Annotated in this window: 23 protein-coding genes and 1 tRNA gene; 10 read left to right on the top strand and 14 right to left on the bottom strand. The window is 62.9% G+C overall.

Annotated elements, in window-relative coordinates; translation table 11 throughout:
* Positions 1-9: 9 nt before the first annotated feature.
* The 9 genes from lexA to ACGHJ7_RS07245 all read right to left on the bottom strand — a co-directional run bounded on the left by lexA (position 10) and on the right by ACGHJ7_RS07245 (position 9024).
* Positions 10-702, bottom strand: coding sequence for a transcriptional repressor LexA (gene lexA, locus ACGHJ7_RS07285; protein ID WP_390475901.1), 693 nt, complete (start codon positions 700-702; stop codon positions 10-12).
* Positions 703-850: 148 nt separating this feature from the next.
* Positions 851-1324: a cyclic pyranopterin monophosphate synthase MoaC gene (moaC, locus tag ACGHJ7_RS07280; protein ID WP_390475899.1), complete on the bottom strand. Its 474-nt coding sequence runs from the start codon at positions 1322-1324 to the stop codon at positions 851-853.
* 41 nt (positions 1325-1365) lie between these two features.
* Entirely contained in the window at positions 1366-2154 is a 789-nt protein-coding gene (trpC, locus tag ACGHJ7_RS07275) for an indole-3-glycerol phosphate synthase TrpC (RefSeq protein ID WP_390475897.1), read from the bottom strand.
* A gap of 16 nt (positions 2155-2170) precedes the next feature.
* A complete protein-coding gene (trpD, locus tag ACGHJ7_RS07270; RefSeq protein ID WP_390475895.1) occupies positions 2171-3163 on the bottom strand; it encodes an anthranilate phosphoribosyltransferase in 993 nt (330 codons plus the stop codon).
* Positions 3160-3759 carry an anthranilate synthase component II gene (locus ACGHJ7_RS07265; RefSeq protein ID WP_390475894.1) on the bottom strand — a complete coding sequence of 200 codons (600 nt, stop codon included), beginning with the start codon at positions 3757-3759 and terminating at the stop codon, positions 3160-3162. Before ACGHJ7_RS07265 ends, trpD begins: the two co-directional genes overlap by 4 nt.
* Before the next feature lie 5 nt (positions 3760-3764).
* The gene (pip, locus tag ACGHJ7_RS07260) at positions 3765-4727 is read right to left on the bottom strand and encodes a prolyl aminopeptidase (protein WP_390475892.1); all 963 of its coding nucleotides are present in this window, start codon (positions 4725-4727) and stop codon (positions 3765-3767) included.
* Entirely contained in the window at positions 4724-5563 is an 840-nt protein-coding gene (locus tag ACGHJ7_RS07255; RefSeq protein WP_390475890.1) for a phosphodiester glycosidase family protein, read from the bottom strand. Before ACGHJ7_RS07255 ends, pip begins: the two co-directional genes overlap by 4 nt.
* Positions 5560-7074: an anthranilate synthase component I gene (gene trpE / locus ACGHJ7_RS07250; protein WP_390475888.1), complete on the bottom strand. Its 1515-nt coding sequence runs from the start codon at positions 7072-7074 to the stop codon at positions 5560-5562. The genes ACGHJ7_RS07255 and trpE overlap by 4 nt, the downstream gene beginning before the upstream one ends.
* A 15-nt stretch (positions 7075-7089) precedes the next feature.
* Positions 7090-9024, bottom strand: a complete 1935-nt coding sequence (locus ACGHJ7_RS07245; protein ID WP_390475886.1) for a SurA N-terminal domain-containing protein — start codon at positions 9022-9024, stop codon at positions 7090-7092.
* A 194-nt stretch (positions 9025-9218) separates the two neighbouring features.
* On the opposite strand from ACGHJ7_RS07245, the gene tpiA reads away from it, so the two are divergent.
* The 3 genes from tpiA to ACGHJ7_RS07230 all read left to right on the top strand — a co-directional run bounded on the left by tpiA (position 9219) and on the right by ACGHJ7_RS07230 (position 12239).
* Complete coding sequence (gene tpiA, locus ACGHJ7_RS07240) at positions 9219-9983, top strand: triose-phosphate isomerase (protein ID WP_390475884.1); 765 nt, start codon at positions 9219-9221, stop codon at positions 9981-9983.
* 115 nt (positions 9984-10098) lie between these two features.
* A complete protein-coding gene (secG, locus tag ACGHJ7_RS07235; RefSeq protein ID WP_390475882.1) occupies positions 10099-10488 on the top strand; it encodes a preprotein translocase subunit SecG in 390 nt (129 codons plus the stop codon).
* Between the two features lie 104 nt (positions 10489-10592).
* Entirely contained in the window at positions 10593-12239 is a 1647-nt protein-coding gene (locus ACGHJ7_RS07230; protein ID WP_390475880.1) for a CTP synthase, read from the top strand.
* Positions 12240-12586: 347 nt separating this feature from the next.
* Here ACGHJ7_RS07230 and ACGHJ7_RS07225 read toward each other — a convergent pair whose 3' ends face one another.
* The gene (locus ACGHJ7_RS07225; protein ID WP_390475879.1) at positions 12587-13069 is read right to left on the bottom strand and encodes an Hsp20 family protein; all 483 of its coding nucleotides are present in this window, start codon (positions 13067-13069) and stop codon (positions 12587-12589) included.
* Between the two features lie 163 nt (positions 13070-13232).
* On the opposite strand from ACGHJ7_RS07225, the gene grxC reads away from it, so the two are divergent.
* The 5 genes from grxC to ACGHJ7_RS07200 all read left to right on the top strand — a co-directional run bounded on the left by grxC (position 13233) and on the right by ACGHJ7_RS07200 (position 15683).
* The gene (gene grxC, locus ACGHJ7_RS07220; RefSeq protein WP_390475877.1) at positions 13233-13496 is read left to right on the top strand and encodes a glutaredoxin 3; all 264 of its coding nucleotides are present in this window, start codon (positions 13233-13235) and stop codon (positions 13494-13496) included.
* Positions 13496-14323 carry a carbon-nitrogen hydrolase family protein gene (locus ACGHJ7_RS07215; protein WP_390475875.1) on the top strand — a complete coding sequence of 276 codons (828 nt, stop codon included), beginning with the start codon at positions 13496-13498 and terminating at the stop codon, positions 14321-14323. Before grxC ends, ACGHJ7_RS07215 begins: the two co-directional genes overlap by 1 nt.
* Positions 14320-14793 (top strand): DUF1178 family protein, encoded by a 474-nt coding sequence (locus tag ACGHJ7_RS07210; protein ID WP_390475874.1) that lies wholly within the window; start codon positions 14320-14322, stop codon positions 14791-14793. Before ACGHJ7_RS07215 ends, ACGHJ7_RS07210 begins: the two co-directional genes overlap by 4 nt.
* A 54-nt stretch (positions 14794-14847) precedes the next feature.
* Positions 14848-14924: transfer RNA gene (locus ACGHJ7_RS07205), tRNA-Arg, on the top strand.
* Between the two features lie 21 nt (positions 14925-14945).
* Complete coding sequence (locus ACGHJ7_RS07200) at positions 14946-15683, top strand: DUF1499 domain-containing protein (protein ID WP_390475872.1); 738 nt, start codon at positions 14946-14948, stop codon at positions 15681-15683.
* Here ACGHJ7_RS07200 and ACGHJ7_RS07195 read toward each other — a convergent pair.
* From ACGHJ7_RS07195 to hppD, 4 genes are all read right to left on the bottom strand, one after another.
* Positions 15671-16897: an MFS transporter gene (locus tag ACGHJ7_RS07195; protein WP_390475871.1), complete on the bottom strand. Its 1227-nt coding sequence runs from the start codon at positions 16895-16897 to the stop codon at positions 15671-15673. The two genes, ACGHJ7_RS07200 and ACGHJ7_RS07195, sit on opposite strands and share 13 nt — an antisense overlap.
* Before the next feature lie 45 nt (positions 16898-16942).
* The gene (locus ACGHJ7_RS07190) at positions 16943-17872 is read right to left on the bottom strand and encodes a mechanosensitive ion channel family protein (protein WP_390475869.1); all 930 of its coding nucleotides are present in this window, start codon (positions 17870-17872) and stop codon (positions 16943-16945) included.
* Positions 17873-17935: 63 nt separating this feature from the next.
* Entirely contained in the window at positions 17936-18505 is a 570-nt protein-coding gene (locus ACGHJ7_RS07185; protein ID WP_390475867.1) for a VOC family protein, read from the bottom strand.
* A complete protein-coding gene (hppD, locus tag ACGHJ7_RS07180) occupies positions 18502-19608 on the bottom strand; it encodes a 4-hydroxyphenylpyruvate dioxygenase (RefSeq protein ID WP_390475865.1) in 1107 nt (368 codons plus the stop codon). Before hppD ends, ACGHJ7_RS07185 begins: the two co-directional genes overlap by 4 nt.
* 168 nt (positions 19609-19776) lie before the next feature.
* Between hppD and ACGHJ7_RS07175 the strand changes: the two genes are divergently transcribed.
* Together ACGHJ7_RS07175 and ACGHJ7_RS07170 are read left to right on the top strand one after the other, a co-directional pair.
* The gene (locus tag ACGHJ7_RS07175) at positions 19777-20937 is read left to right on the top strand and encodes an acyl-CoA dehydrogenase family protein (RefSeq protein ID WP_390475863.1); all 1161 of its coding nucleotides are present in this window, start codon (positions 19777-19779) and stop codon (positions 20935-20937) included.
* 81 nt (positions 20938-21018) lie between these two features.
* The gene (locus ACGHJ7_RS07170) at positions 21019-21342 is read left to right on the top strand and encodes a septum formation initiator family protein (protein ID WP_390475860.1); all 324 of its coding nucleotides are present in this window, start codon (positions 21019-21021) and stop codon (positions 21340-21342) included.
* Positions 21343-21385: the final 43 nt, after the last annotated feature.

Below are 21385 nucleotides of genomic sequence, written 5' to 3'. Positions count from 1 at the left end.
GCCTGAGGACTAGTGATACCGGCGCAGAAGGCCTGCCAGCTTTCCCTGAACCTCGACCTGTGCCGGAGCGTAGACCTGTGCTTCGTAGGCAGAATTGGCCGGGTCGAGGCGAACATTGCCGCTGTCGCGGTGCAGGTATTTCAGGGTCGCTTCCTCGTTGTTGACGAGCGCGACCACGATCTCACCGTCACGGGCGGTATTCGTCCGACGGATCAGGGCGAAATCCCCATCGAAAATGCCGGCTTCGATCATCGAATCGCCCGATACTTCGAGCGCATAGTGATCGCCCGGGCCGAGCAGGGCAGCCGGGACCGGCAGGCTCTGGTGGTCTTCCAGCGCTTCTATGGGGGCACCGGCCGCAATACGACCATGGAGAGGAATCTCGATGACATCGTTAGCCGGTTCGGGCCGCGTAGCAGGTGCGGGAGCGCGCACCCCGACGAGGTCGTTCGCGGCCTTCGGCCTTGCGGCACTGGCAGGAACGGCATCTTCCGGCTGCCGGATGACTTCGAGCGCACGCGCGCGGTTGGGCAGGCGCCGGATGAAGCCGCGCTCTTCCAATGCCGAAATCAGGCGATGCACGCCGGATTTGCTCTTGAGATCTAGCGCTTCCTTCATTTCTTCGAATGAAGGAGAAATTCCCGTTTCCTCCAGCCGCTGCTGGATAAACTGGATCAGTTCGTGCTGCTTCGCCGTGAGCATCGGCAAGCTCCTGTATCGTTTCGCCGTATCCGTGCGCGATAATGCGAACGAATGCGGAACGATTAGGGAACCTATCTGGCTAAGTCAAGCAATTGCGCCATTCTGGAGCAGTTCGGGCCGGAACAGGCGTTCCGGCTTCGTGCCGCTTTCAGTTCGAAGCAAACCAGTCGCCGGACTTGCCGCCGGTTTTGGACAGAAGCCTGACGCCGGAAATCACCATCTCGCGGTCCAGCGCTTTCGCCATGTCGTAGATGGTTAGCAAGGCGACGCTCGCCGCGGTCATTGCCTCCATCTCGACGCCGGTGCGCCCGGACAGGGAGGCTGTTGCAGTCACCCTGACACACTCATCTTCGACAGTGCAATCGACCGTCACCGTGTCCAGCGACAGCGGATGGCAAAGGGGGATGAGTTCGCCCGTTTTCTTCGCAGCCATGATCCCGGCGATCCTGGCTGCCGCCAGCACATCGCCTTTCGGAACCGCGCCATCGCGAATGGCGCCCAGCGCGGCCGCATTCATGGCGATCGTGCCCTCGGCAACCGCCTTGCGCGAAGTTGCCGACTTGCTTCCGACATCGACCATGTGTGCCGTGCCGTCGGCGCCGAGATGGGTCAGTTTGCTCATGAGGGCCTTCCTGCCACACTGCCGCTTTCGAGCACAGCGATCTAGCGACCTTCGAGCAGCGCGCGCGTCGCCGCCGCGACATCTTCTGCGCGCATCAGGCTTTCCCCGACCAGGAACGTCCGCACACCGCTGTGCGAAAGACGCGTGCAGTCGGCATGGCTGCCGATCCCGCTCTCCCCGACCAGTAGCGCGCCTTCGGGCGCCAGTGGTGCCAGCCTTTCCGTCACGGCCAGATCGGTGGTGAAGGTTTTGAGGTCGCGATTGTTCACCCCGACGAGTTTGGATTGCAGGGCATGCGCACGCTCCATTTCCGCCTCGTCATGCACCTCGACCAGTACGTCCATCCGGTGCTCAAGCGCGGCAGCCTCGATTTCCAGCATCTGCGAATCCAACAGGGCGGCCACGATGATGAGGATAGCATCGGCGCCCATCGCCCGCGCCTCGATGCATTGCCACGGATGGACCATGAAGTCCTTCCGCAGGACCGGCAGGTCGCAGGCCTCGCGCGCCTCGACAAGGTAATCCGAATGCCCCTGGAAATACGGTTCGTCCGTCAGGACGGAGAGGCAGGCCGCGCCGCCCGCCTCATAATCCCGTGCGTGATCGGCAGGGCGGAAATCGGGGCGGATCAGTCCCTTGGACGGGGACGCTTTCTTGATCTCGGCGATCAGGGCGAAGCCATCGCGCGAGGCCGAGCGGAGCGCTGCCTCGAAGCCGCGCGGCTCTGTTTGCCCGGCTGCGCGATCAGTCATGTCGGCCACCGAAGCCGCAGCCTTGCGCCGGGCCACCTCGTCGCGCTTTGCCGCGCAGATTTCCTCGAGCTTGTTCATCGTGCGAAAGCCAATCTCAGACAGCCATGTCGATCCAGCGGACGAGCAGTTTGCGGGCTGCTCCGCTGTCGAGCGCTTCCGCTGCCATTGCTGCCCCGCTGCTCCAGTCCTCGGCGGCATCTGCCACGAGCAGGGTCGCCGCCGCGTTCAAGATCACCGCATCACGGTAGGGGCCGGGCGACCCGCGCAGGAGCGATTTCAGCGCGGCTGCATTATGCTGCGCGTCGCCGCCGCGGATCGCCTCGACCGGCGCGTGGGGCACGCCCACGAAGGATGCATCGGCACGCCGCATGTCGAATCGGTTGCCCATGACGTCGGCAATTTCGTTTCCGCCCGCGAGGCTGAGTTCGTCCAGACCTTCGTCGCCGGACACGATCATGGTTCTCTGCGTCCCCAGCCGCGCCTTGGCACCAGCATAGATCGGCACATATCCGGGGCGGGCAATACCGATGAGCTGTCGCTGGACCCGTGCCGGATTCGACAGGGGACCCATCAGGTTGAAGATCGTTCGCTTGCCGATCTTCAGGCGGATGGGCTGGATGCGCCCCATTGCGGGATGGTGGTTCTTTGCGAACAGGAAGCAGATACCGAGTTCGGCAAGCGTTTTCTCCGCCGTCCTGCCGGCCGCTTCCATGTCCAGCCCGAGAGCCTCGAGCGTGTCGGCAGCGCCGGACTTGCTGCTGGCGGCGCGGTTGCCATGCTTGGCCACGGGAACGCCAGCCGCGGCCACGACGAGGCTGACCGCGGTCGATACATTGAGCGTATGATGGCCATCGCCGCCCGTTCCGCAGCAATCGACCGCATTATCCGGTGCCGCAATCGGGATCAGGCGCGCGCGCAAGGCACGCGCGGCCCCTGCAATCTCGTCCGAGGTTTCGCTGCGTTCGGTCATCCCTGTCAGGAAGGCTTCGATCGCATCGTCGCCGACATCGCCGTCGAGGATGTGGCCGAAAACCTTTTCCGCCTCGTCTTCGGCAAGATGCCGGGATGGGTCTGGCAGGGTCGTCATGCCGGTAGCTTTGCCTCCATGCCGCACAGGGTGAGGAAATTGGCAAGCAGTGCGTGACCGTGTTCGGTCGCGATGCTTTCCGGGTGGAACTGCACGCCATGGATGGGGAGGTCGGCGTGGCGTACGCCCATGACGCTTGTGCCGTCGAGTCCGGGCGTCTCGCTGGTCGCGTTTACCAGCAGGCTGTCCGGCATGTTGTCGACGACAAGCGAATGATAGCGGGTGGCGGTGAACGGACTGGGAAGGCCGGCGAATACGCCCGTTCCGTCGTGGTCGACAGGGCTGGTCTTGCCATGCATCAATCCGCCACGAACGACCTCGCCGCCGAAATACTGCGCGATCGACTGGTGGCCAAGGCACACGCCGAGCAGCGGTTTTGCCGCATCGGCGCAGGCGCCCACCAGGTCGAGGCTGATACCGGCTTCGTCAGGCGTTTTCGGACCCGGAGATATGAGGATGCCGTCGGGGGCCAGCCGCAACGCATCGGCTGCCGACATCGCGTCGTTTCGTTCCACCCGGACCTGCGCGCCCATTTCCATGAGGTAATGGACGAGATTGAACGTGAAGCTGTCGTAATTGTCGATGACGAGGATCATGACGCTCAGGCCTTACCCGCCAGGCTGTCGGTGGCTCGCACCAGGCCGTCGATAATGCCCGGCTCGCTCGCGCTGTGACCGGCATCGTGAACGATCCGGAATTCCGCCTCCGGCCAGGCCTTTTTCAGCGCCCAGGCCGCGCTTGGCGGAGTGCAGATGTCGTGACGCCCCTGCACGATGATACCGGGGATGCCCTGCATTCGACCGACGTTTTCCAGCAACTGGTTCTCTTCCAGGAAAAAGTCCTCGAGGAAGAATTTCGCGCAGATGCGGGCGAAAGGAACCGCTTTCGACGGATCGGCGAAACTGCCCAGCAGGGCTTCGTTGGGCAGCAGCGTTGCGACATTGCCTTCCCACAGCGACCATTCGCGCGCGGCCGCGAGGCGTGTGGCCTCGTCGTCGCTGGTCAGGCGTTTGTAATAGGCGTTCACAAGATCGCCGCGCTCGTCTTCGGGAATGAGGCCGATGAACTCATCCCATTGCTCGGCCATGATCTCGCTGGCGCCGTAGCCGTACAGCCACTGCTTCTCCTTCGCCGTGGCGAGGAAAACGCCGCGTAGGACCAGGTCTGTCACGCGGGACGGGTGGGCCTGCGCATAGGCGAGGGCGAGGGTGGAGCCCCAGCTGCCACCGAATGCCTGCCATGCCTCGTGTCCGCACATCTCGCGAAGGCGCTCGATATCGTCCACGATGCGCCACGTATCGTTGTTCTCGATCTCCGCGAACGGAAGCGACTTGCCGCAGCCCCGCTGGTCGAACAGCAGGACGTCGTAGAGTTCGGGATCCCACTGCCGCCGGTGGTCCGGCGCCATGCCGCCGCCGGGGCCGCCATGGAGGAACACGGCCGGCTTCGCACCTGGCGTACCAACCCGCTCGAAATAGAGCGAATGTCCTTCGCCGACATCCAGCATCCCTGTCTCGTAAGGTTCGATTTCGGGATAGAGAGTGCGGCGTTCTGGCTGGGTCATTCTCTTTCCTCCACCACGATCAGGGGGCCAAGCGGGACGGTGGTGTCCATGCGGTCATCGCCCGGGCTCCACAAGGCCGAAACATTGCCGTCGAGATAGAGTGCATCGGGCGTTTTCGCCACATCGCGGAAATAGGCAGCGAACCTGCCGAAGCTGACGCCGCCTTCCGACTTGACGAAATGCGCGCGGCCCTGCGCATCGACGCCGACGCCGTTGCGGATCATCTTCGATGGCCCGTCTTCCTGAAAATCGGGATGCAGCTTGCCGTCTATCAGGAGCATCGGGCCCGACTGCGTGCCGAAGCGCGGACGGTCGGACACGCTGGCGTAGAAATCGTCGGTCGTCCGAATGCGCCAGCTGGTGTCCGTACCGTAGAACACGCCGTTGGGCTGCATGTGGAAATTGCCGGGGCCATCGGCGCGGTTGAGCTCGCGCCTGCGCTCGCCGTCCTCGACGTAATAACCGATGGGCGCACCGGCCTCATCGTACATGCCTCCATTGACGGCAAAGACGACCGGAGAGGCCGTGCTGCTGCGCGCCCCAGCGAGCCGTGCGAAGGTCCGGTAGTAGGAGCCTTTCGGGCCCAGGGACATGGTCACGCGGTGCCTGCCGGGGTCGGCGATGCAATGGGTATAGATAACTCCCATTTCGGTCGTCCGGCGGCAGGGCGAGTTCGCCTGCGCTTCTGGCGCGCCTTCAGCTTCCGAAGTTGGCGATGCCGTTTCTTCCGCGACGCCGGACCCGATCTCGGTCCGCATGACCGGTTCCCCGCCCGACTGGTCGCCGCACGATGCCAGTACCAGCGCGATAGATGAGATGACGAGTGAACGCCTCACTGGCCGAAGCCCGGTTCGCTGGCGACACGGGCCGCTTCCCGCGCTGCGGCGAAGAGTGCCCCGGCCTTCGCCTCGCATTCGCGCTGTTCGTATGCAGGATCGCTGTCGGCGACGATCCCTGCACCGGCCTGCACGTGCATCACGTCGTCCTTCACCACGGCCGTGCGCAGGACGATGCAGCTATCGAAGCTGCCATCGGGCGCGAAGTAACCGACCCCTCCGGCATAGGGGCCGCGCGCATCGCGCTCCAGTTCGGCGATGATCTCGCAGGCGCGAATTTTGGGCGCGCCGCTGACCGTCCCGGCAGGGAAGCCGGCGAACAGCGCATCGAGGGCATCCTTCGACGGATCGAGCTTTCCGACCACATTGCTGACGATATGCATGACGTGGCTGTATCTTTCGACGGTGAAGCTGTCGGTGACTTCCACGCTGCCCTCACTCGCAACACGGCCCACATCGTTCCTGCCGAGATCGAGCAGCATCAGGTGTTCGGCCCGCTCCTTGGGGTCGGCCAGCAGGCTCTTCTCGTTGCTGTCGTCTTCCGCGCGCGACGCGCCGCGGGGCCGCGTCCCGGCGATAGGCCGGATCGTGACCTCGCCCTGGCGCAGCCGCACGAGAATCTCGGGACTGGAGCCGACCACCGCAAAACCGGGCAGGTCGAGAAGGTAGAGAAACGGCGAAGGGTTCACCCGGCGCAGGGCGCGGTAAAGCGCAAGCGGGGGGAGGGGAAACGGGCAGGAGAAACGCTGCGAGAGGACCACCTGGAAAATGTCGCCGGCAACGATGTAGTCCTTCGCCCGGGCAACCATGTCGGCATAGTCGCCCTCGGGCATGGCAGGTTCAGGCTTCATTTCCGGCAAATCGACGATGCCGTCGGCACGCGGTGCGGCATCGTCTAACCTTCGAAGCGTGTCGTCGATCCGGTCGGCCGCCTGTTCCAGCTGCATGTCCGGCGTTTTCTCGCCTGGCCAGACGGGCGCGATGCAGAACAGCTTGTCCGTCAGGGAATCGAACACCAGAAGGACGGTCGGCCGGGTAAAGACCATATCCGGCAGGCCGAGACCCGGCTGCGCCGCGCGCGCCACGTTCTCGACCATTCCGATCGTTTCGTAGGAAAAATAACCGACCACGCAAGCAAGGGCGGGCGGCAAGCCGTCCGGAACATCGATCCGGCTTTGTCCGATGAGATCGCGCAGCGCGGACGTCGGTTCGGCTGAGCATGGTACGAAAGCGCTGCGGTCGGTCTGCCAGTGCGAATTGATGGCAGGGCCGCTCCCATCGGCGCGAAAGACCAGATCCGGATCGAGACCGAGCAGGCTGTAGCGTCCGCGAACTTCACCGCCTTCGACGGATTCGAGCAGGAAGTCTCCGCGTCCCGGTTCGATCAGCTTGAGCGCGGCGCCGACCGGTGTCTGCGTGTCTGCGACCAGCTCGCGCCAGACAAGAGCGGGGCGCCCACCTGCCAGTTGCAGACGCGCGTCCTCTGCGCCCGAAAGCCTCGCCGGCGTCACGGAAACCGCGAGCCCCTAGTTTTCGCCGACGAGCGCGCGTCGCACAGCGGCAATCGCTTCGTCGTTCGTCTCAACGCCGACATCCGCACGCATCGCCGCCACGAACTGGCGACTGTATTCGTCGCTCAGCGTCTGGGAGAATTGCGCCTTTGCCTGCGCGAACAACGGATCGTCGGACGCAATCAGCCCGGCCTCGATATCGTCGAGATCGACGATGAACCAACCATTGTCGTTCTCCGCTTCCAGCTGCTTCGTCGAGCCTTCTGCCATCGAGAAAAACAGTGCCAGGGGCGGAATGACACGCTGGCGGTTCTGCAGCAATTCCTCTCGCGTCAGTGCCAGTGCATCGGGGCGGGGCAGACGGGTTTCTTCGGCAGCGAAGGCTTCCACCACGCTCTGGCCGCCTTCGATGCGATCGAGGATACGATCTGCCGCCGCACGGGCCGCGACAGCGCCGCGGGCAAGTTTCCACGCGGCGGTCACTTCGTCCTCAATCTCGGAGAGCGGAGCGGTGGCGCTTTCGGTTATGGTGCTCGTCTCGAACAGCAGGAACGTCTCGCCCGCCTCGACTTCGGCCAGTTGCGGTTCGCCCTCTTCCATCTGGAAGGCGGTCGGAAGGACAGGGCGCAGGATGTCCGGGGCCTGCTGGTCCGGGGTCCCGTAGACGAGGCCCGCGGCGGTCAGGGGGCGGGACGTGGCAATCTCGATGTCCAGTTCCCCGGCAATGTCAGCGAGGGATTCGCCGTCGGACAGGCGCTCTTCTATCGAGGCCGCCAGTTCGTTGACGACGCGGCGACGCTTTTCCTCGCGAAGCGCGGTCTGGATTTCGCTGCGTGCCTGCTCGAACGAGCGGCCACCGATGGCGGTCACATCGGTCACCTGGACGACGTGCCAGCCAAGTCCGCTGCGTGCAGGAGTAGCAATGCGGCCTTCCTGCGTCTCGAAGGCGGCCTGCGCCACGGCGGGCGAGGTCTGGCTGGCGAAATCTGCGCGTGCAACGGGTCCGATCGCGGCCGGCTCCAGCCCGGCTTCACGCGCGGCCGCAGCGAGCGATTCGCCGCCGGTCACGCGGTTGCGGATGGCGTTGGCGGCCTGCTGCGTCGGCACAATGACTTGGCTGAAGGACCGTTCTTCGCTGGCCGCATATTGCGCGCGGTTTTCGTTGTAGCGGGCGCGCAGTTCCTGCTCGGTCGGTTCTGCGCGGTCGCCCAAGGCGTCCGTGTCGAAGCTGGCATAGCGCAATACGCGGCGCTCCGGCCTGATATAGTCGCTGCGATTACCGCGATAGAACGCCTGCAGTTCCGCAGCGGTCGGGTCCTTTTCCGGCGCGAAGAGGGCGCTGGGGATCAGGCCGAGAGAGCCCGTGCGGCGTTCCTTGAACAACGCAGCGTAACGGCTCGCCAGCTTGTCGGGCAGCTGTGTGCCGAAAGTGGTTGGCACCATGACCTGCTGGGCCAGGAGACCGCGGCTGAGATCGTCGCGAACCATCGCATCGCTCAGCCCCTGCTGGCCGAGAGCGCCGCGATAGGCATCTTCGCTGAAACTGCCGTCGGGTCCGCGAAATGCAGGAATGCGGCGGATTTCGCTGTTTACGAGGTTCGTCCCGGCCCGCAGGCCGTATTTGCGGGCGAATTCCGCGATTGCCGTGCGGTCGATGACGCTTTCCAGCACCTGTTCCAGCCCGCCTTCCGCGATGAAGCTGGGCATGGCGATCGTCGGATTGTTTTGTCTAACCTGGTCGAGCGCATTGGTCGCCGCTTGGCTCAGGTCGCCCGTGCCGACCCTTTCGTCGCCGACGACGGCAACATTGCTGGTGCCCGACAGGCCGCCGAACGTCCCGCTGGAGGATACATCCATGCTGGCAAAGGCAAATCCGATCACCGCGAGGAAGGCCAGCGTGATCCCGAGCCCGATCTTGGACTGGAAAAATCTGCGGAAGGAATTGATCATGTCGGTCGTTTATCCGGGGAAATGTATCTGCCGCCGCCCATACCGGGAGGCATTTGTCGTCACGAGCCTCTATAGGGGCTGCGACCTTGCCGCAACAGGTCGCAAACGGTTTTGACCTATCGCGCCCGCTCGGCTAGCGGCCCCGTCCCCCCACCGTCTAAGGACGGTTGAAGTATGAAATTCAGGAACATCGCATGAGCAACCGACCTTATATCGTCGGCAATTGGAAAATGAACGGAACGCGCGCGATGCTTTCGGAAGCGCGGGCGATCGACCGTGCGGCCCAGCGCTACATGAAGACCGAAGTCGCCATCGCTCCGCCGTTCACGCTGATCCATGCCGTCCACCGCGAGGCGGAGCAGATCGCCGTGGGTGCGCAGGACTGCCATGCCGAGCAGGACGGTGCGCATACCGGTGACATCTCCGCGACCATGGCTGCCGACGCCGGCGCCAAGTTCGTCATTCTCGGTCATAGCGAGCGCCGCGAAAACCACGGCGAGAGCGACGCGCTGGTCCTGTCGAAGCTGAATGCCGCTCTGGATGCGGGTATGAATGCGATCGTCTGCTGCGGCGAACCGGAAGACGTCCGGAAAGATGGCGGTGCGGAGAAATTCGTGCTCGACCAATTGCGCCATTCGCTGCCGGAAAAACTGGCCGATGCAGGCGAACGCCTGACTGTCGCCTACGAACCTATCTGGGCAATCGGCACCGGACTGGTCCCGACGACCGTGGATATCGCTGCGATGCACCAGGCGATTTACGACTTCCTGAAAGCCCGTTTCGGGGAAGAGGCTGCCGGCGAAATGCGCATCCTGTACGGCGGTTCGGTAAAGCCGGAGAATGCCCGCGAGATCCTGGCCGTTCCGCATGTCGGCGGGGCACTGGTCGGCGGGGCAAGCCTCTCGGCAGAAAGCTTCATGAATATCGCGCTGGCTGCAGGGGATGTCGCCGAAGGCTGAGATGCCTGACGTCGTCGGGGGATGCCACCCGGGCAAGCCCCTTGGCATGACGCCGCTCAGCGCCTAGATGCGCCCCACACGTTCTTTCGCATAATTGCAAAGGTGCCGGGCACCCATGTTTCTTTTCCTCTTTGTCGTCCAGACGATCGTGGCCGCCGCGCTGGTCGCGGTCATCCTCATGCAGCGTTCCGAAGGCGGTGGCCTCGGCATCGGCGGATCGCCGGGCGGCATGATGAGTGCGCGCGGTGCGGCCGACTTCCTGACGAAGACGACACGCATTCTCGCCATCCTGTTCGTCGTCCTCTCGATCGCGCTCGCAGCGCTGGCTGTGGAAGTGACCGGCGGGGACGAGATCGAATCGACGCTCGACCGTACCGTGACGGCGAACCAGGATCCGCTGGCCGGTGCCGCCGATGGCTCGGTGACGGCAGAAACGGACGACACGCCGCCCGTCGATGAGACCGCCACGCCGTCCGAGGATCCGCTCGCAGGTGCGACCGAGTAATCGGCCCTTCGCTTCTGTTCTGACAATTTGATGTGGATGGGCCGGGCAGGGCCGATGCAATTCGCTTGCCCCGAATCCGCATCCAGGATTAAGGCTCGTCTCCCATGGCGCGGTTCATTTTTATTACCGGCGGCGTGGTCTCCTCGCTCGGAAAAGGTCTCATGGCGGCAAGCCTCGGCGCGCTGCTGCAGGCGCGTGGCTACAAGGTCCGCATTCGCAAGTTCGACCCCTATCTGAATGTCGATCCGGGCACGATGAGCCCGTATCAGCATGGCGAAGTCTACGTGACCGACGACGGGGCCGAGACCGATCTCGACCTTGGCCACTACGAGCGTTTCACCGGCGTATCCGCCCGGCAGAGCGACAACATCACCTCCGGCCGCGTTTATCAGGACATCATCGCGAAAGAACGCCGCGGCGATTATCTCGGCGCGACGGTGCAGGTCATCCCGCACGTCACGGACGCGATCAAGGATTTCGCCCTGGCCGACCAGTCGGGCGAGGACGGCGACCTCGATTTCATCCTGTGCGAAATCGGCGGGACGGTGGGCGACATCGAATCGCTGCCATTCATGGAGGCGATCCGCCAGCTGCGAAACGAACTGGAGCCGATGCAGACGCTCAGCGTCCATGTGACGCTGGTCCCCTATATTGCCGCCGCCGGCGAGCTGAAGACGAAGCCGACGCAGCACTCCGTCCGCGAATTGGCCAGCCTCGGTATCAAGCCCGACATCCTGCTCTGCCGTGCGGAACACGAGCTTCCGGAAGGCGAGCGTCGCAAGATTGCGCAATTCTGCAACGTCCGCCCCGAAGCGGTCATCCAGGCGCTCGATGCGCCGTCGATCTACTCGGTCCCGCTCCAGTATCACCGCGAAGGCCTGGACAGCGAAGTCCTGCGCGGCTTCGGCATCACCGATGCACCGGACCCCGACCTTTCCGCCTGGGAAGACGTGACCGACCGCTATTTCCATCCGGAAGGCGAGGTTACGATCGGCGTGGTCGGCAAGTATGTCGGCCTGCAAGACGCGTACAAATCGCTCAACGAAGCGCTCATCCACGGCGGAATGGCCAATCGCACCAAGGTCCATATCAAGTGGATCGATGCCGAGATTTTCGAAGGCGAGGAATCGGAACTGGCCGCCGCGCTCGAACCGCTTCACGGGATCCTGGTCCCCGGCGGCTTTGGCGAACGGGGAAGCGAGGGCAAGATTGCCAGCGTGCGCTTTGCCCGCGAGCGGAAGGTTCCCTTTTTCGGCATCTGTCTCGGCATGCAGATGGCCTGCGTGGAAAGCGCAAGGTCGTCGGGCCATGGCTCTGCCTCATCGACGGAATTCGGCGAGACCGAGGAACCCGTGGTCGGCATCATCACCGAATGGATGAGCGAAGAGGGCCTGGAAACCCGCGAGGAAGGCGGTGATCTTGGCGGCACCATGCGCCTGGGCGCGTATGACGCGGCCTTGTCGGGCAACAGCCTGGTCAGCACGATCTATGGCGGCGAGACTACCATTTCCGAACGCCACCGCCACCGTTACGAAGTGAACGCGGCCTATATCCCCGCAATGGAAAAGGACGGGCTGGTGTTCTCGGGCATGTCGCCGGATGGCCTGCTGCCCGAAATCGTCGAGCGTCCGGATCATCCATGGTTCGTAGGCGTGCAGTTCCATCCGGAGCTGAAATCGCGCCCGTTCGATCCGCATCCGCTGTTTGCCGGGTTCATCCACGCTGCGCTGGAACAGTCGCGACTGGTGTGAGCGGTTGCGGACCAGGCCAAATCCGGCCGCCGTGTCGCACCTATACAATTCGCCGACCCTATCATTTGATAACCCTCTGTGCTTATAGGGACCGATGTTGCCTGTGCGCAGCATCGAAACAGGGCGCGTTCACCGCGATTCAGAGCTTACCGGAAGATGGCTGTCTTCTGCGACCCGGATGGCCATACTCCGATAGGGCGGCAGCTTTGTCGCGGGGCGGATCTCTATCCCGGGATCCGCCCCATATCGTTTTCGGAACAAGCACGATCCACTGGGCTGCATGAAAAAGGGCCCGCACCGGCTCGAATGCCGGGCGGGCCCCTTTGCGTTAAGGATCGAGCGGTCGATCAGGCGGCGTTGGTCTCTTCGCCATCATCCTCGTCGGCCTCGACCACGGACAGTGACGGCTGCTGGCCGTTCACCGCGATCTTCTTCGGCTTCATCGCCTCGGGCACTTCGCGTACCAGGTCGACCGTCAGCAGGCCATCGGCGAGATCGGCGTTCTTCACCCGCACGTAGTCGGCAAGTTCGAAACGGCGTTCGAAACCGCGATTGGCGATGCCGACATGCAGCATTTCACCTTCAGGCGAATCTTCGCGTTTCCGGCCGATGACCGTCAGCAGGTTCTGCTGGGCGGTGATGTCGAGATCCTGTTCCCGGAAACCGGCGATCGCGAGCGTGATGCGATAATCGTCATCGCCGCGCTTCTCGATGTTGAAAGGGGGGTAATTATCGCCCCCGCCGGCACGGTTCTGGTTTTCCAGAATGTCGAACAGCCGGTCGAAACCGACGGTGCTGCGGCGATAGGGCGTGAAATCGAAACGGGACATACAAACTCTCCTGTGAGCAATTCGAATGATATGTCGGACCCGCAAGGCACGGCATCCGTTGTAGAGTGCAAAGCGGCCCGGTATCGGCACCGCTTGCATTACGGTATTTAGGTAAGGGCCCGGCGGTTTCAAGACCACGCCAAGGGCATGAAAAGGAACGAGAATGGCTAATCCCAAAGTCGATATCTACACCAAGTTCGGATGCGGTTTCTGCGTTCGGGCGAAACGCCTGCTCGACGAAAAAGGCGTGGATTACGAAGAGTTCGACATCACCATGGGCGGCCCGAAGCGCGACGAGATGTTGGAGCGCGCCCCCGGGGCGAGAACGGTCCCGCAGATATTCATCGGCGATACGCATGTAGGCGGCTCGGACGATCTTGCAGCATTGGAGCGTGAAGGCAGGCTGGACGCCCTTCTGGCAGGCTGATGACCCGCATCGCCATCGCCCAGATGCAGACGGGCATCGACCCGGTCAGGAACGCAGCCGCTCTGGCCGACGCAGCCGGGCAGGCAGCGCAGGGCGGTGCGGCAATGCTGTTCACTCCAGAGATGACCGGACTGCTTGACAGGGACCGGGCCCGGGCGGCGCAGTCGATCTGCACCGAAGAGACCGATCCAGTTCTTGCCGCCGCGCGCGAGGCAGCGGCTGCGAACGATATCTCGGTTGCGATTGGCTCGCTTGCCCTTCGCGTCGATGAAGGCGGCAAGTGGGTCAATCGCTCTTTCGTCATCGACCGGTCGGGTAAAATCATCGCCCGATACGACAAGATGCACATGTTCGACGTCGATCTCGACAGCGGGGAAAGCTGGCGCGAGTCCAATGCCTACCGCGCTGGCGAAGCGCCTTGTGTGGTAGATACGGCTCTCGGCACGCTGGGGCTGACCGTGTGCTACGATATCCGGTTCCCGGCCCTGTTCGATGCATTGGGCCGCGCAGGCTGCGACGCGATTGCGATACCGGCCGCTTTCACGAAGCCTACTGGGAAGGCGCACTGGCACATCCTGCAACGGGCCCGCGCAATTGAGGCGAGCGCCTATGTAGTTGCTGCGGCGCAGGTAGGAAGGCACGAGGATGGCCGCGAGACCTACGGCCACAGCCTCGTGGTGGACCCCTGGGGTGAGGTCCTGCTCGACCTTGGTGGGGAGGAGCCGGGCATCGGTTTTGCGGAAATCGACCCGCAGCGGATCTCCCAGGTGCGGGCGCAGGTTCCCAGTCTTGCCAACCGGCGCGATATTCCTAAGTCGATCGTATGATCGTTTACGACCTGTCATGCGACAACGCGCATCGGTTCGAGATATGGTTCCGGTCGAGCGGCGATTTTGCCGACCAGCGGGAGCGGGGACTCGTTTCCTGCCCCGAATGCGGATCGCAGGCCGTAGCCAAGGCCCCGATGGCTCCGGCCGTGTTCGCAAAGGGCAATACGCTTACGACCACCGGAAAAACGGAAAGCAGGGGCGATACGGGCCTCGAAGGCGGTAAGCTGCCGGAAAAAGTCAGGGCCGCCATGGCCGCGCTTGCAAAGGTGCAGCGCGAAACAATCAAGGACAGCACCTGGGTGGGTAAGGATTTCGCGGCCCAGTCGCGCGAAATGCACTACGGCGAGCGTGACGAGAAGCTGATCCACGGCCGCGCCACGAAGGAAGAGGCGCTCGACCTGATCGAGGAAGGGATCGGCATTGCGCCCTTGCTGGTCCCGGTCGTCCCGCCGGAGGAGGCGAACTAGAACGCATGCAACAGCGTTGCCAGCGGGGCGAGTCGCCCGTATTGCCGCGTTCGGGTCCCCGTAGCTCAGTTGGATAGAGCATCGGATTCCTAATCCGGGGGCCGGAGGTTCGAATCCTCTCGGGGACACCACTTGCGAGGCGGGAGATAGCGATGACGGACGGTACCCACCCCTGGACGCGGCGGATCAGTCGGGCATCGTTTTTCCTCGCAATTGCAGCGACCATCGTGGCCTTCGGCGGCATGACGCTGGCTCGCTACGACCTGATCGGCAAGATGCCGGGCTTCTTCTCCCTTTTCTACAGCACCCCGGTTGCAGCGCTCGCGGCACTACTTGGACTGGTCGCGCTCTTCCTGAACTGGCGCAAGGGCTGGCCGCATGCGCGGCCCGCACTGCTGGGCCTGATTATCGGCGGTTTCTTTGTCGGCGCGCTGGCCGTGCCGGTCCTGTCGACGAGCGGCTTGCCGGCCATTCACGATGCGACGACCGATCTGGATGATCCGCCAAGCTTCACCGCGCTTTCGCTTTCGCCCGATAACCTGCGCGGGCTGTCCGGCGAAGACGAATGGCGCCGCCTGCATGCGGAGGCCTATGGCGACCTCGACACCGTGCGTATCGCCGCGCCTCCGGCAGAAGTCATTGCCCGCGCGCAATCGCTCGCCGAAGCGCGTGGTTGGACGATAGCGGACGTCTCTGCCGAAGAAGGCCGCCTGGAAGCCACGGCCTATGCCAGCTGGCTGAAATTCCGCGACGACGTCGTTCTTCGCGTGGTCGAAGATGGCGATGGTTCGCTGGTCGACATGCGTTCTGTCAGCAGGGTCGGTATCAGCGATCTGGGCGAGAACGCGAAACGCATCCGCGAATTTCTGGACGAGCTTCAGGCAGGCTGAGAGGCCGTCCGCATCCCGCGCCAGGACAGCGCGACGATTCCTGCAGACATCACACCGACCAGAGTGGCTGTCCCCGGCCATCCGGCCCATTCATAGGCTGCCGGCGCCGCCCAGCTTGCAACGCCTGCACCGCAGAACATGAGGATGATGTAGCCCGTCATCAGCCGGGTCCGCACCTCAGGGTCGAGGGACAGGAAGGTCATGCGGCCCGCCACGTCGATTGCCGGTCCGGCGAGGTTCATGATGCTCAGCGGGATCAGGAGGAGCCAGAGACTGTTCCCCAAGGGCCAGAGAAGCGCGATACCGGTGGCCTGGCCGACCGCGAGCCAGAATCGTGCTCGGTAAGGCCCGACCCGGTCCGACCATCGCCCCAGCGCCGGTGTCACGAATACGCTGACGATCGAAATAGCAGCAAGATACCCGACAGTATCCGTCCCATATCCCATTTCGTCGCTCGTCAGGTGGAAGGCGAGGGCGAGCCATACCGACAGGAAGATGCCGAAATTGAGCGCCTGGATCAGGCCGGAGCGTATGACCAGCGGGTATTCGCGCATCAACGTGAGGGTCGAGCCGACGAGAGTAAAATAGGGCGTGCGGTGCACCGGCTCGGCGGTTGCCCGGCGAGGCTCGAGAAATACGGGCACGGACAGGGTCGTTGCGACCATGATCGCGCCAGCGATCCAGTAGACCATTCGCCAGTCGAGATATTCCGCGACGATCCCGGCTCCGACACGGGCGACGAGGATACCGACGATGATGCCGGCCGTCAGCGTTGCCGTGACGCTACCCAACTTGTCCGGCGGCACGCGCTTGGACGCGTAGGACGGTGTCAGATACGGCACGATCGTGAAGAAGCCGAGCAAGGTCGATCCGGCGAGGAACAGGAAGAAGTTCCCGGCGAAGGCCATCAGGAACAGCGAGGCGGCCTGCGCTGCCGACAGGATCAGGGAAAGGCGGCGTGCGGAAAAGCGATCGCCAAGCGGGAGGAGAAGGAAGATGCCAAGCGCCAGGGCGATCTGGTTTGCAGCGGGCACGAGGCCGATACTCGCCGCCCCGACACCGAAATCCGTCCCGATCTCCGCAATGATCGGGTGGACGTAATAGGCATTGGCAACCGTCGCCCCGGTCATCGCGGCGAGCGCGAATTCGCTTCGCCGCGAGAGCCCCTTGGGTCCGGCCTCAACCTTGCCGTTCCTGCCGGGCTGCGTTTGCATGTCACCTGTCATCGGATTGCCGATGGAGGACCCGCGCTGCGAAAGCTAGTCCGCGGAGTTCGGCTCACCCGGTTCCTTGCCCAGCGGTACCCGCTCCTTGAAGGTATGGGTGATGTAGGGGAACGGGATTTCGATGCCCGCATCGTCGAGGCCGCGCTTGATTGCGCGAACGACTTCGTCCGTAGATTCCCACATGTCGCGGGGCTTCGAACCGGACCACCAGCGCACCTTGAAGTTGACGGAACTGTCGCCGAATTCGTTGGCGAAGACATCGATACCCTTGTCGCTATCGACCGCTTCGCAACCTTCGACCGAGGCGCGGATGACCTTTGCCGCCTGGTCGAGATCGGTATCGTAGGACACGCCTGCCATGATTTCGTGGCGGCGCTGCGTCTCGTCGGTCAGGATCTCGACCGGGTTCTTGAACAGCATCGAGTTGGGAACCAGCGTGACCTCGCCCGACAGCTTGCGGACATAGGTTTCGCGCAGCGTGATGTGCTCGACCTTGCCGGTAATTCCTTCACATTCGATCACATCGCCGATCCGCATCTTTTCGCGAAGCATGATGAGCACGCCTGCGAGGAAATTCTCGAAGATGTCCTGAAATGCGAAGCCGATCGCGACGGCGCCGATGCCGAGACCGGCAATGACACTTGCGGGTGTGAAGCCCGGCATCATCACGACCAGCGCGGCCATCAGGCCGACCAGCCAGATCGCCAGTTTCACCAGAGTGTCGATCAGGTTTTTCAGGCTGGGCCGGATATCGGTCTTGCCCGTCAGCCGGTCGGCGATCTTGGCCGCAAACTTGGCGACTATCCAGGTGATGAACAGCACGACGAGGCCGATGGCCAGATTGGGGAGGGCGGCGATAAGCCCCTCCGCCATGTCGACCAGCGTATCCTGCAATGTGGCAACCGTGTTCACGGTGCGGTCGTAGGTTTCGCCCGGCGCGGTCGGTGTCGTGGTCGTCGTCATGAAAATCCCTGTCCAATTTGTGCGCCGTAACGCATCGATGGACAGGGAGGTTCCGAAATCGGCCTATTTGGCGGCTTCGCCATGCTCCTTGCGCGCAATCTCGTGTAGCCAGTCGGCGTGACGCGGTGCTTTCTTCGTCTCGCTCCATTCGTCGAGCATCGGCATGGCGACGCGCTTCAGCTCGTCATACTGATCTTTCGTGCCGATATCAGTGGCCAGTTCTACCCGGTGGCCATTCGGATCGAAGAAATAGATCGACTTGAAGATACCGTGATGGGTTGGGCCAAGGACATCTATGCCGAGGCTCTCGACATGGGCTTTCGCGGCCAGCAATTCGTCCTCGCTGCCGACCTTGAAGGCGAGATGCTGAACCCATTTCGGCGTGTTCTCGTCGCGGCCCATGTCCTTCTGGTTGGGCAGTTCGAAGAAAGCGAGGATGTTGCCGTTCCCCGCGTCGAGAAAGACATGCATGTAGGGGTCGTATTCGCCCGTCGAGGGCACGTGATCCTCGCTGAAGGCACTGGTATATTCCATGCCGAGGACGTCGCGATACCATTCGACGGTCTCTTTCGCGTCCTTGCAGCGATAGGCGGCGTGATGGACGCCGCCGAGAGAGATGGGGTGCGCGCTCATTCTGCAGGCTCCTTTTCGTCCACCTTCAAAGAACCGCGATTGATCTGGTCGCGTTCCATGCTTTCGAACAGGGCCTTGAAATTGCCTTCGCCGAAGCCTTCGTCGCCCTTGCGCTGGATGAATTCGAAGAACACCGGTCCGACCTGCGCCTCGGCAAAGATCTGGAGGAGGAGGCGGGGCTGGCCGCCTTCGGTCGTGCCATCCATCAGGATGCCGCGCGTCTGCAGTTCCCCGACCGGTTCGCCATGATCCGGCAGGCGGCCGTCGAGCATTTCGTAATAGGTAGCAGGCGGTGCGGTCATGAACGGCACGCCGAACTCCTTCAGCCGGTCCCATGCCGTCACGAGGTCGTCGCAGATCAGGGCGATGTGCTGGATGCCTTCGCCGTTGAACTCCTTCAGGAACTCCTCGATCTGGCCTTTGCCGCCTTCGCCTTCCTCGTTGAGCGGAATGCGGATCTTGCCATCGGGCGCGGTCAGTGCCTTCGAGGTCAGGCCGGTATATTCGCCCTTGATGTCGAAGAAACGGATTTCGCGGAAGTTGAACAGCGTCTCGTAATAATCGGCCCAGTAGGCCATGCGGCCGTTATAGACGTTGTGCGTCAGGTGATCGATATGGCTGAAGCCCGCGCCCTCGGGGTGCTTCTCGACCTCCGGCAAATATTCGAAATCGATGTCGTAGATCGACAGGCCGTCCTCGCCTTCGTCGGCACAACGATCGATAAGGTAGACGATCGCGCCGCCAATGCCGCGAATGGCAGGAATGCTCAGTTCCATCGGGCCCGGTTCGTTGGCGACCGGCTCCGCGCCTTTTTCGATAAGGTGTTCGTACGCCTTGGCAGCGTCTTTCACGCGGAAGCCCATCCCGCACGCGCTCGGGCCGTGCTCGCGGGCGAAATACCACGCTGCGCTGCGCGGCTCGTAATTGGCAATGAGGTTGATGTTCCCCTGCCGCCAGAGATGAACGTCCTTGCTCCGGTGGCTCGCCACCTGGGTGAAGCCCATCGCCTGGAAAACAGGTTCCAGAACGCCTTTTTCAGGCGCGCAGAATTCGACGAACTCGAATCCATCGAGGCCGGCGGGGTTTTCGAACAGGTCTGGCATGGGAAGGTCTCTCCGGGCTAATCGCTAAACTGGTTTCAATAGAAACTATATAGGGCAATCGGGGCGCAATTGTAAAGCCCGCCAGGCCCGGCGCGGTTCCGCGGTTGTCGGCAGGCTCCATGCTTGCCAAGGGAGTGCAAAACAGAATGGATGTCTGGAGCAGCTCTCATGCAAAACCGCGAAGACCTCGACGAAATCCGCCGCGCCGTTCGTGCGCTGTGCGATGAATTTCCGAACGAGTACTGGAGGGAGAAGGACCGCGAGCGTGCCTACCCTTCCGAATTCGTCGACGCGTTGACGCGCGCCGGTTTCCTCGCTGCGTTGATCCCCGAGGAATATGGCGGCAGCGGCCTGAAACTGGACGCGGCCGCCGTGATCATGGAGGAAATACAGGCGTCGGGTTCCAATGGCGGCGCGGCGCACGCGCAGATGTATGTCATGAACACGCTGCTGCGTTACGGCAGCGACGAGCAGAAAGCGCACTACCTGCCGAAAATCGCCGACGGGACGCTCCGCCTGCAGGCTTTCGGGGTGAGCGAGCCGACCAGCGGGACCGATACGCTCTCCCTGCGCACCTTCGCCGAGGCGGATGGCGAGGACTATGTCGTCAACGGCCAGAAAATCTGGACCAGCCGGGCCGAGCATTCCGATCTGATGATGCTCCTCGCCCGCACGACACCGAAGGATGAGACTGAGAAGAAGACAGAAGGCCTCTCCCTGTTCCTGGTCGATATGCAACAGGCGCAGGCATCGGGCGGGATGACGATCAAGCCGATCAGGACGATGATGAACCATTCGTCGTGCGAGGTGTTCTTCGACGATCTGCGTATACCCAAATCCGCCCTGATCGGAGAAGAGGGGAAGGGCTTCCGCTACATCCTGTCCGGCATGAATGCAGAGCGCGTTCTCATTGCGGCGGAATGCATCGGCGATGCGAAATGGTTCATCGAACGCGCGAGCGAGTATGCGAAGGACAGGCAGGTCTTCGGCCGGCCCATCGGCCAGAACCAGGGCATCCAGTTCCCGATTGCGCGCTGCTATGCCCAGATGCGCGCGGCGGAACTGATGGTCCATCATGCGGCGGAGGTCTACGACCAAGGTGGCAATGCCGGGGAAGAAGCCAATATGGCCAAGATGCTGGCATCGGAAGCAAGCTGGGCCGCGGCCGACATGTGCGTCCAGACCTATGGCGGGTTCGGTTTTGCCGAGGAATACGATGTGGAGCGCAAATTCCGCGAGGCGCGGCTCTATACGGTGGCTCCGATCTCGACGAACCTCATCCTCAGCTACCTCTCCGAACACGTGTTGGGGCTGCCGCGCTCCTATTAAAAGCGAATCGTTTGAATCACTTGGTCGCAGAAGGCGAAATTCCGCTTGTAACCGGCTGGTAACTATGATTCTTACGTGGGCATGGCGCAAAGCGGGCACAGACTGGTTTCGACACGGCAACAGGCCGTGCAGGGCGTTGCCCTGGTGTCTCTGCTCGTCCTGACCGGGCTAGCTCTATTGGGGCCTAGCGGGCTCCTTGCCTGGGGTGAACAGGCCAGCCTGCTCGAACAGGGTAAAGCGCAGCTCGCCGTGCTCGAAGCGGAGCGTGACGAGTTGAGGGGGCGTGTCGATGCGCTGCATCCGGACCGGGCCGATCCCGACATGGTCGGCGAATTGCTGCGCAAAAACATGCATGTGCTGCACCCCGATGAAATCGTGCTCGAGCTGGAGCCCGAGGGCAAATAATCCGGGCTCGTCCAGACGCATGCGCGTCTGCATTCCTATTCGG

The organism is Altererythrobacter sp. MTPC7, assembly GCF_042851395.1.
Taxonomy (GTDB): Bacteria; Pseudomonadota; Alphaproteobacteria; order Sphingomonadales; family Sphingomonadaceae; genus CAJXSN01.
The sequence above is the reverse complement of the archived record's forward strand: the minus strand, read 5'-3'. Positions and strand labels throughout refer to the sequence as shown.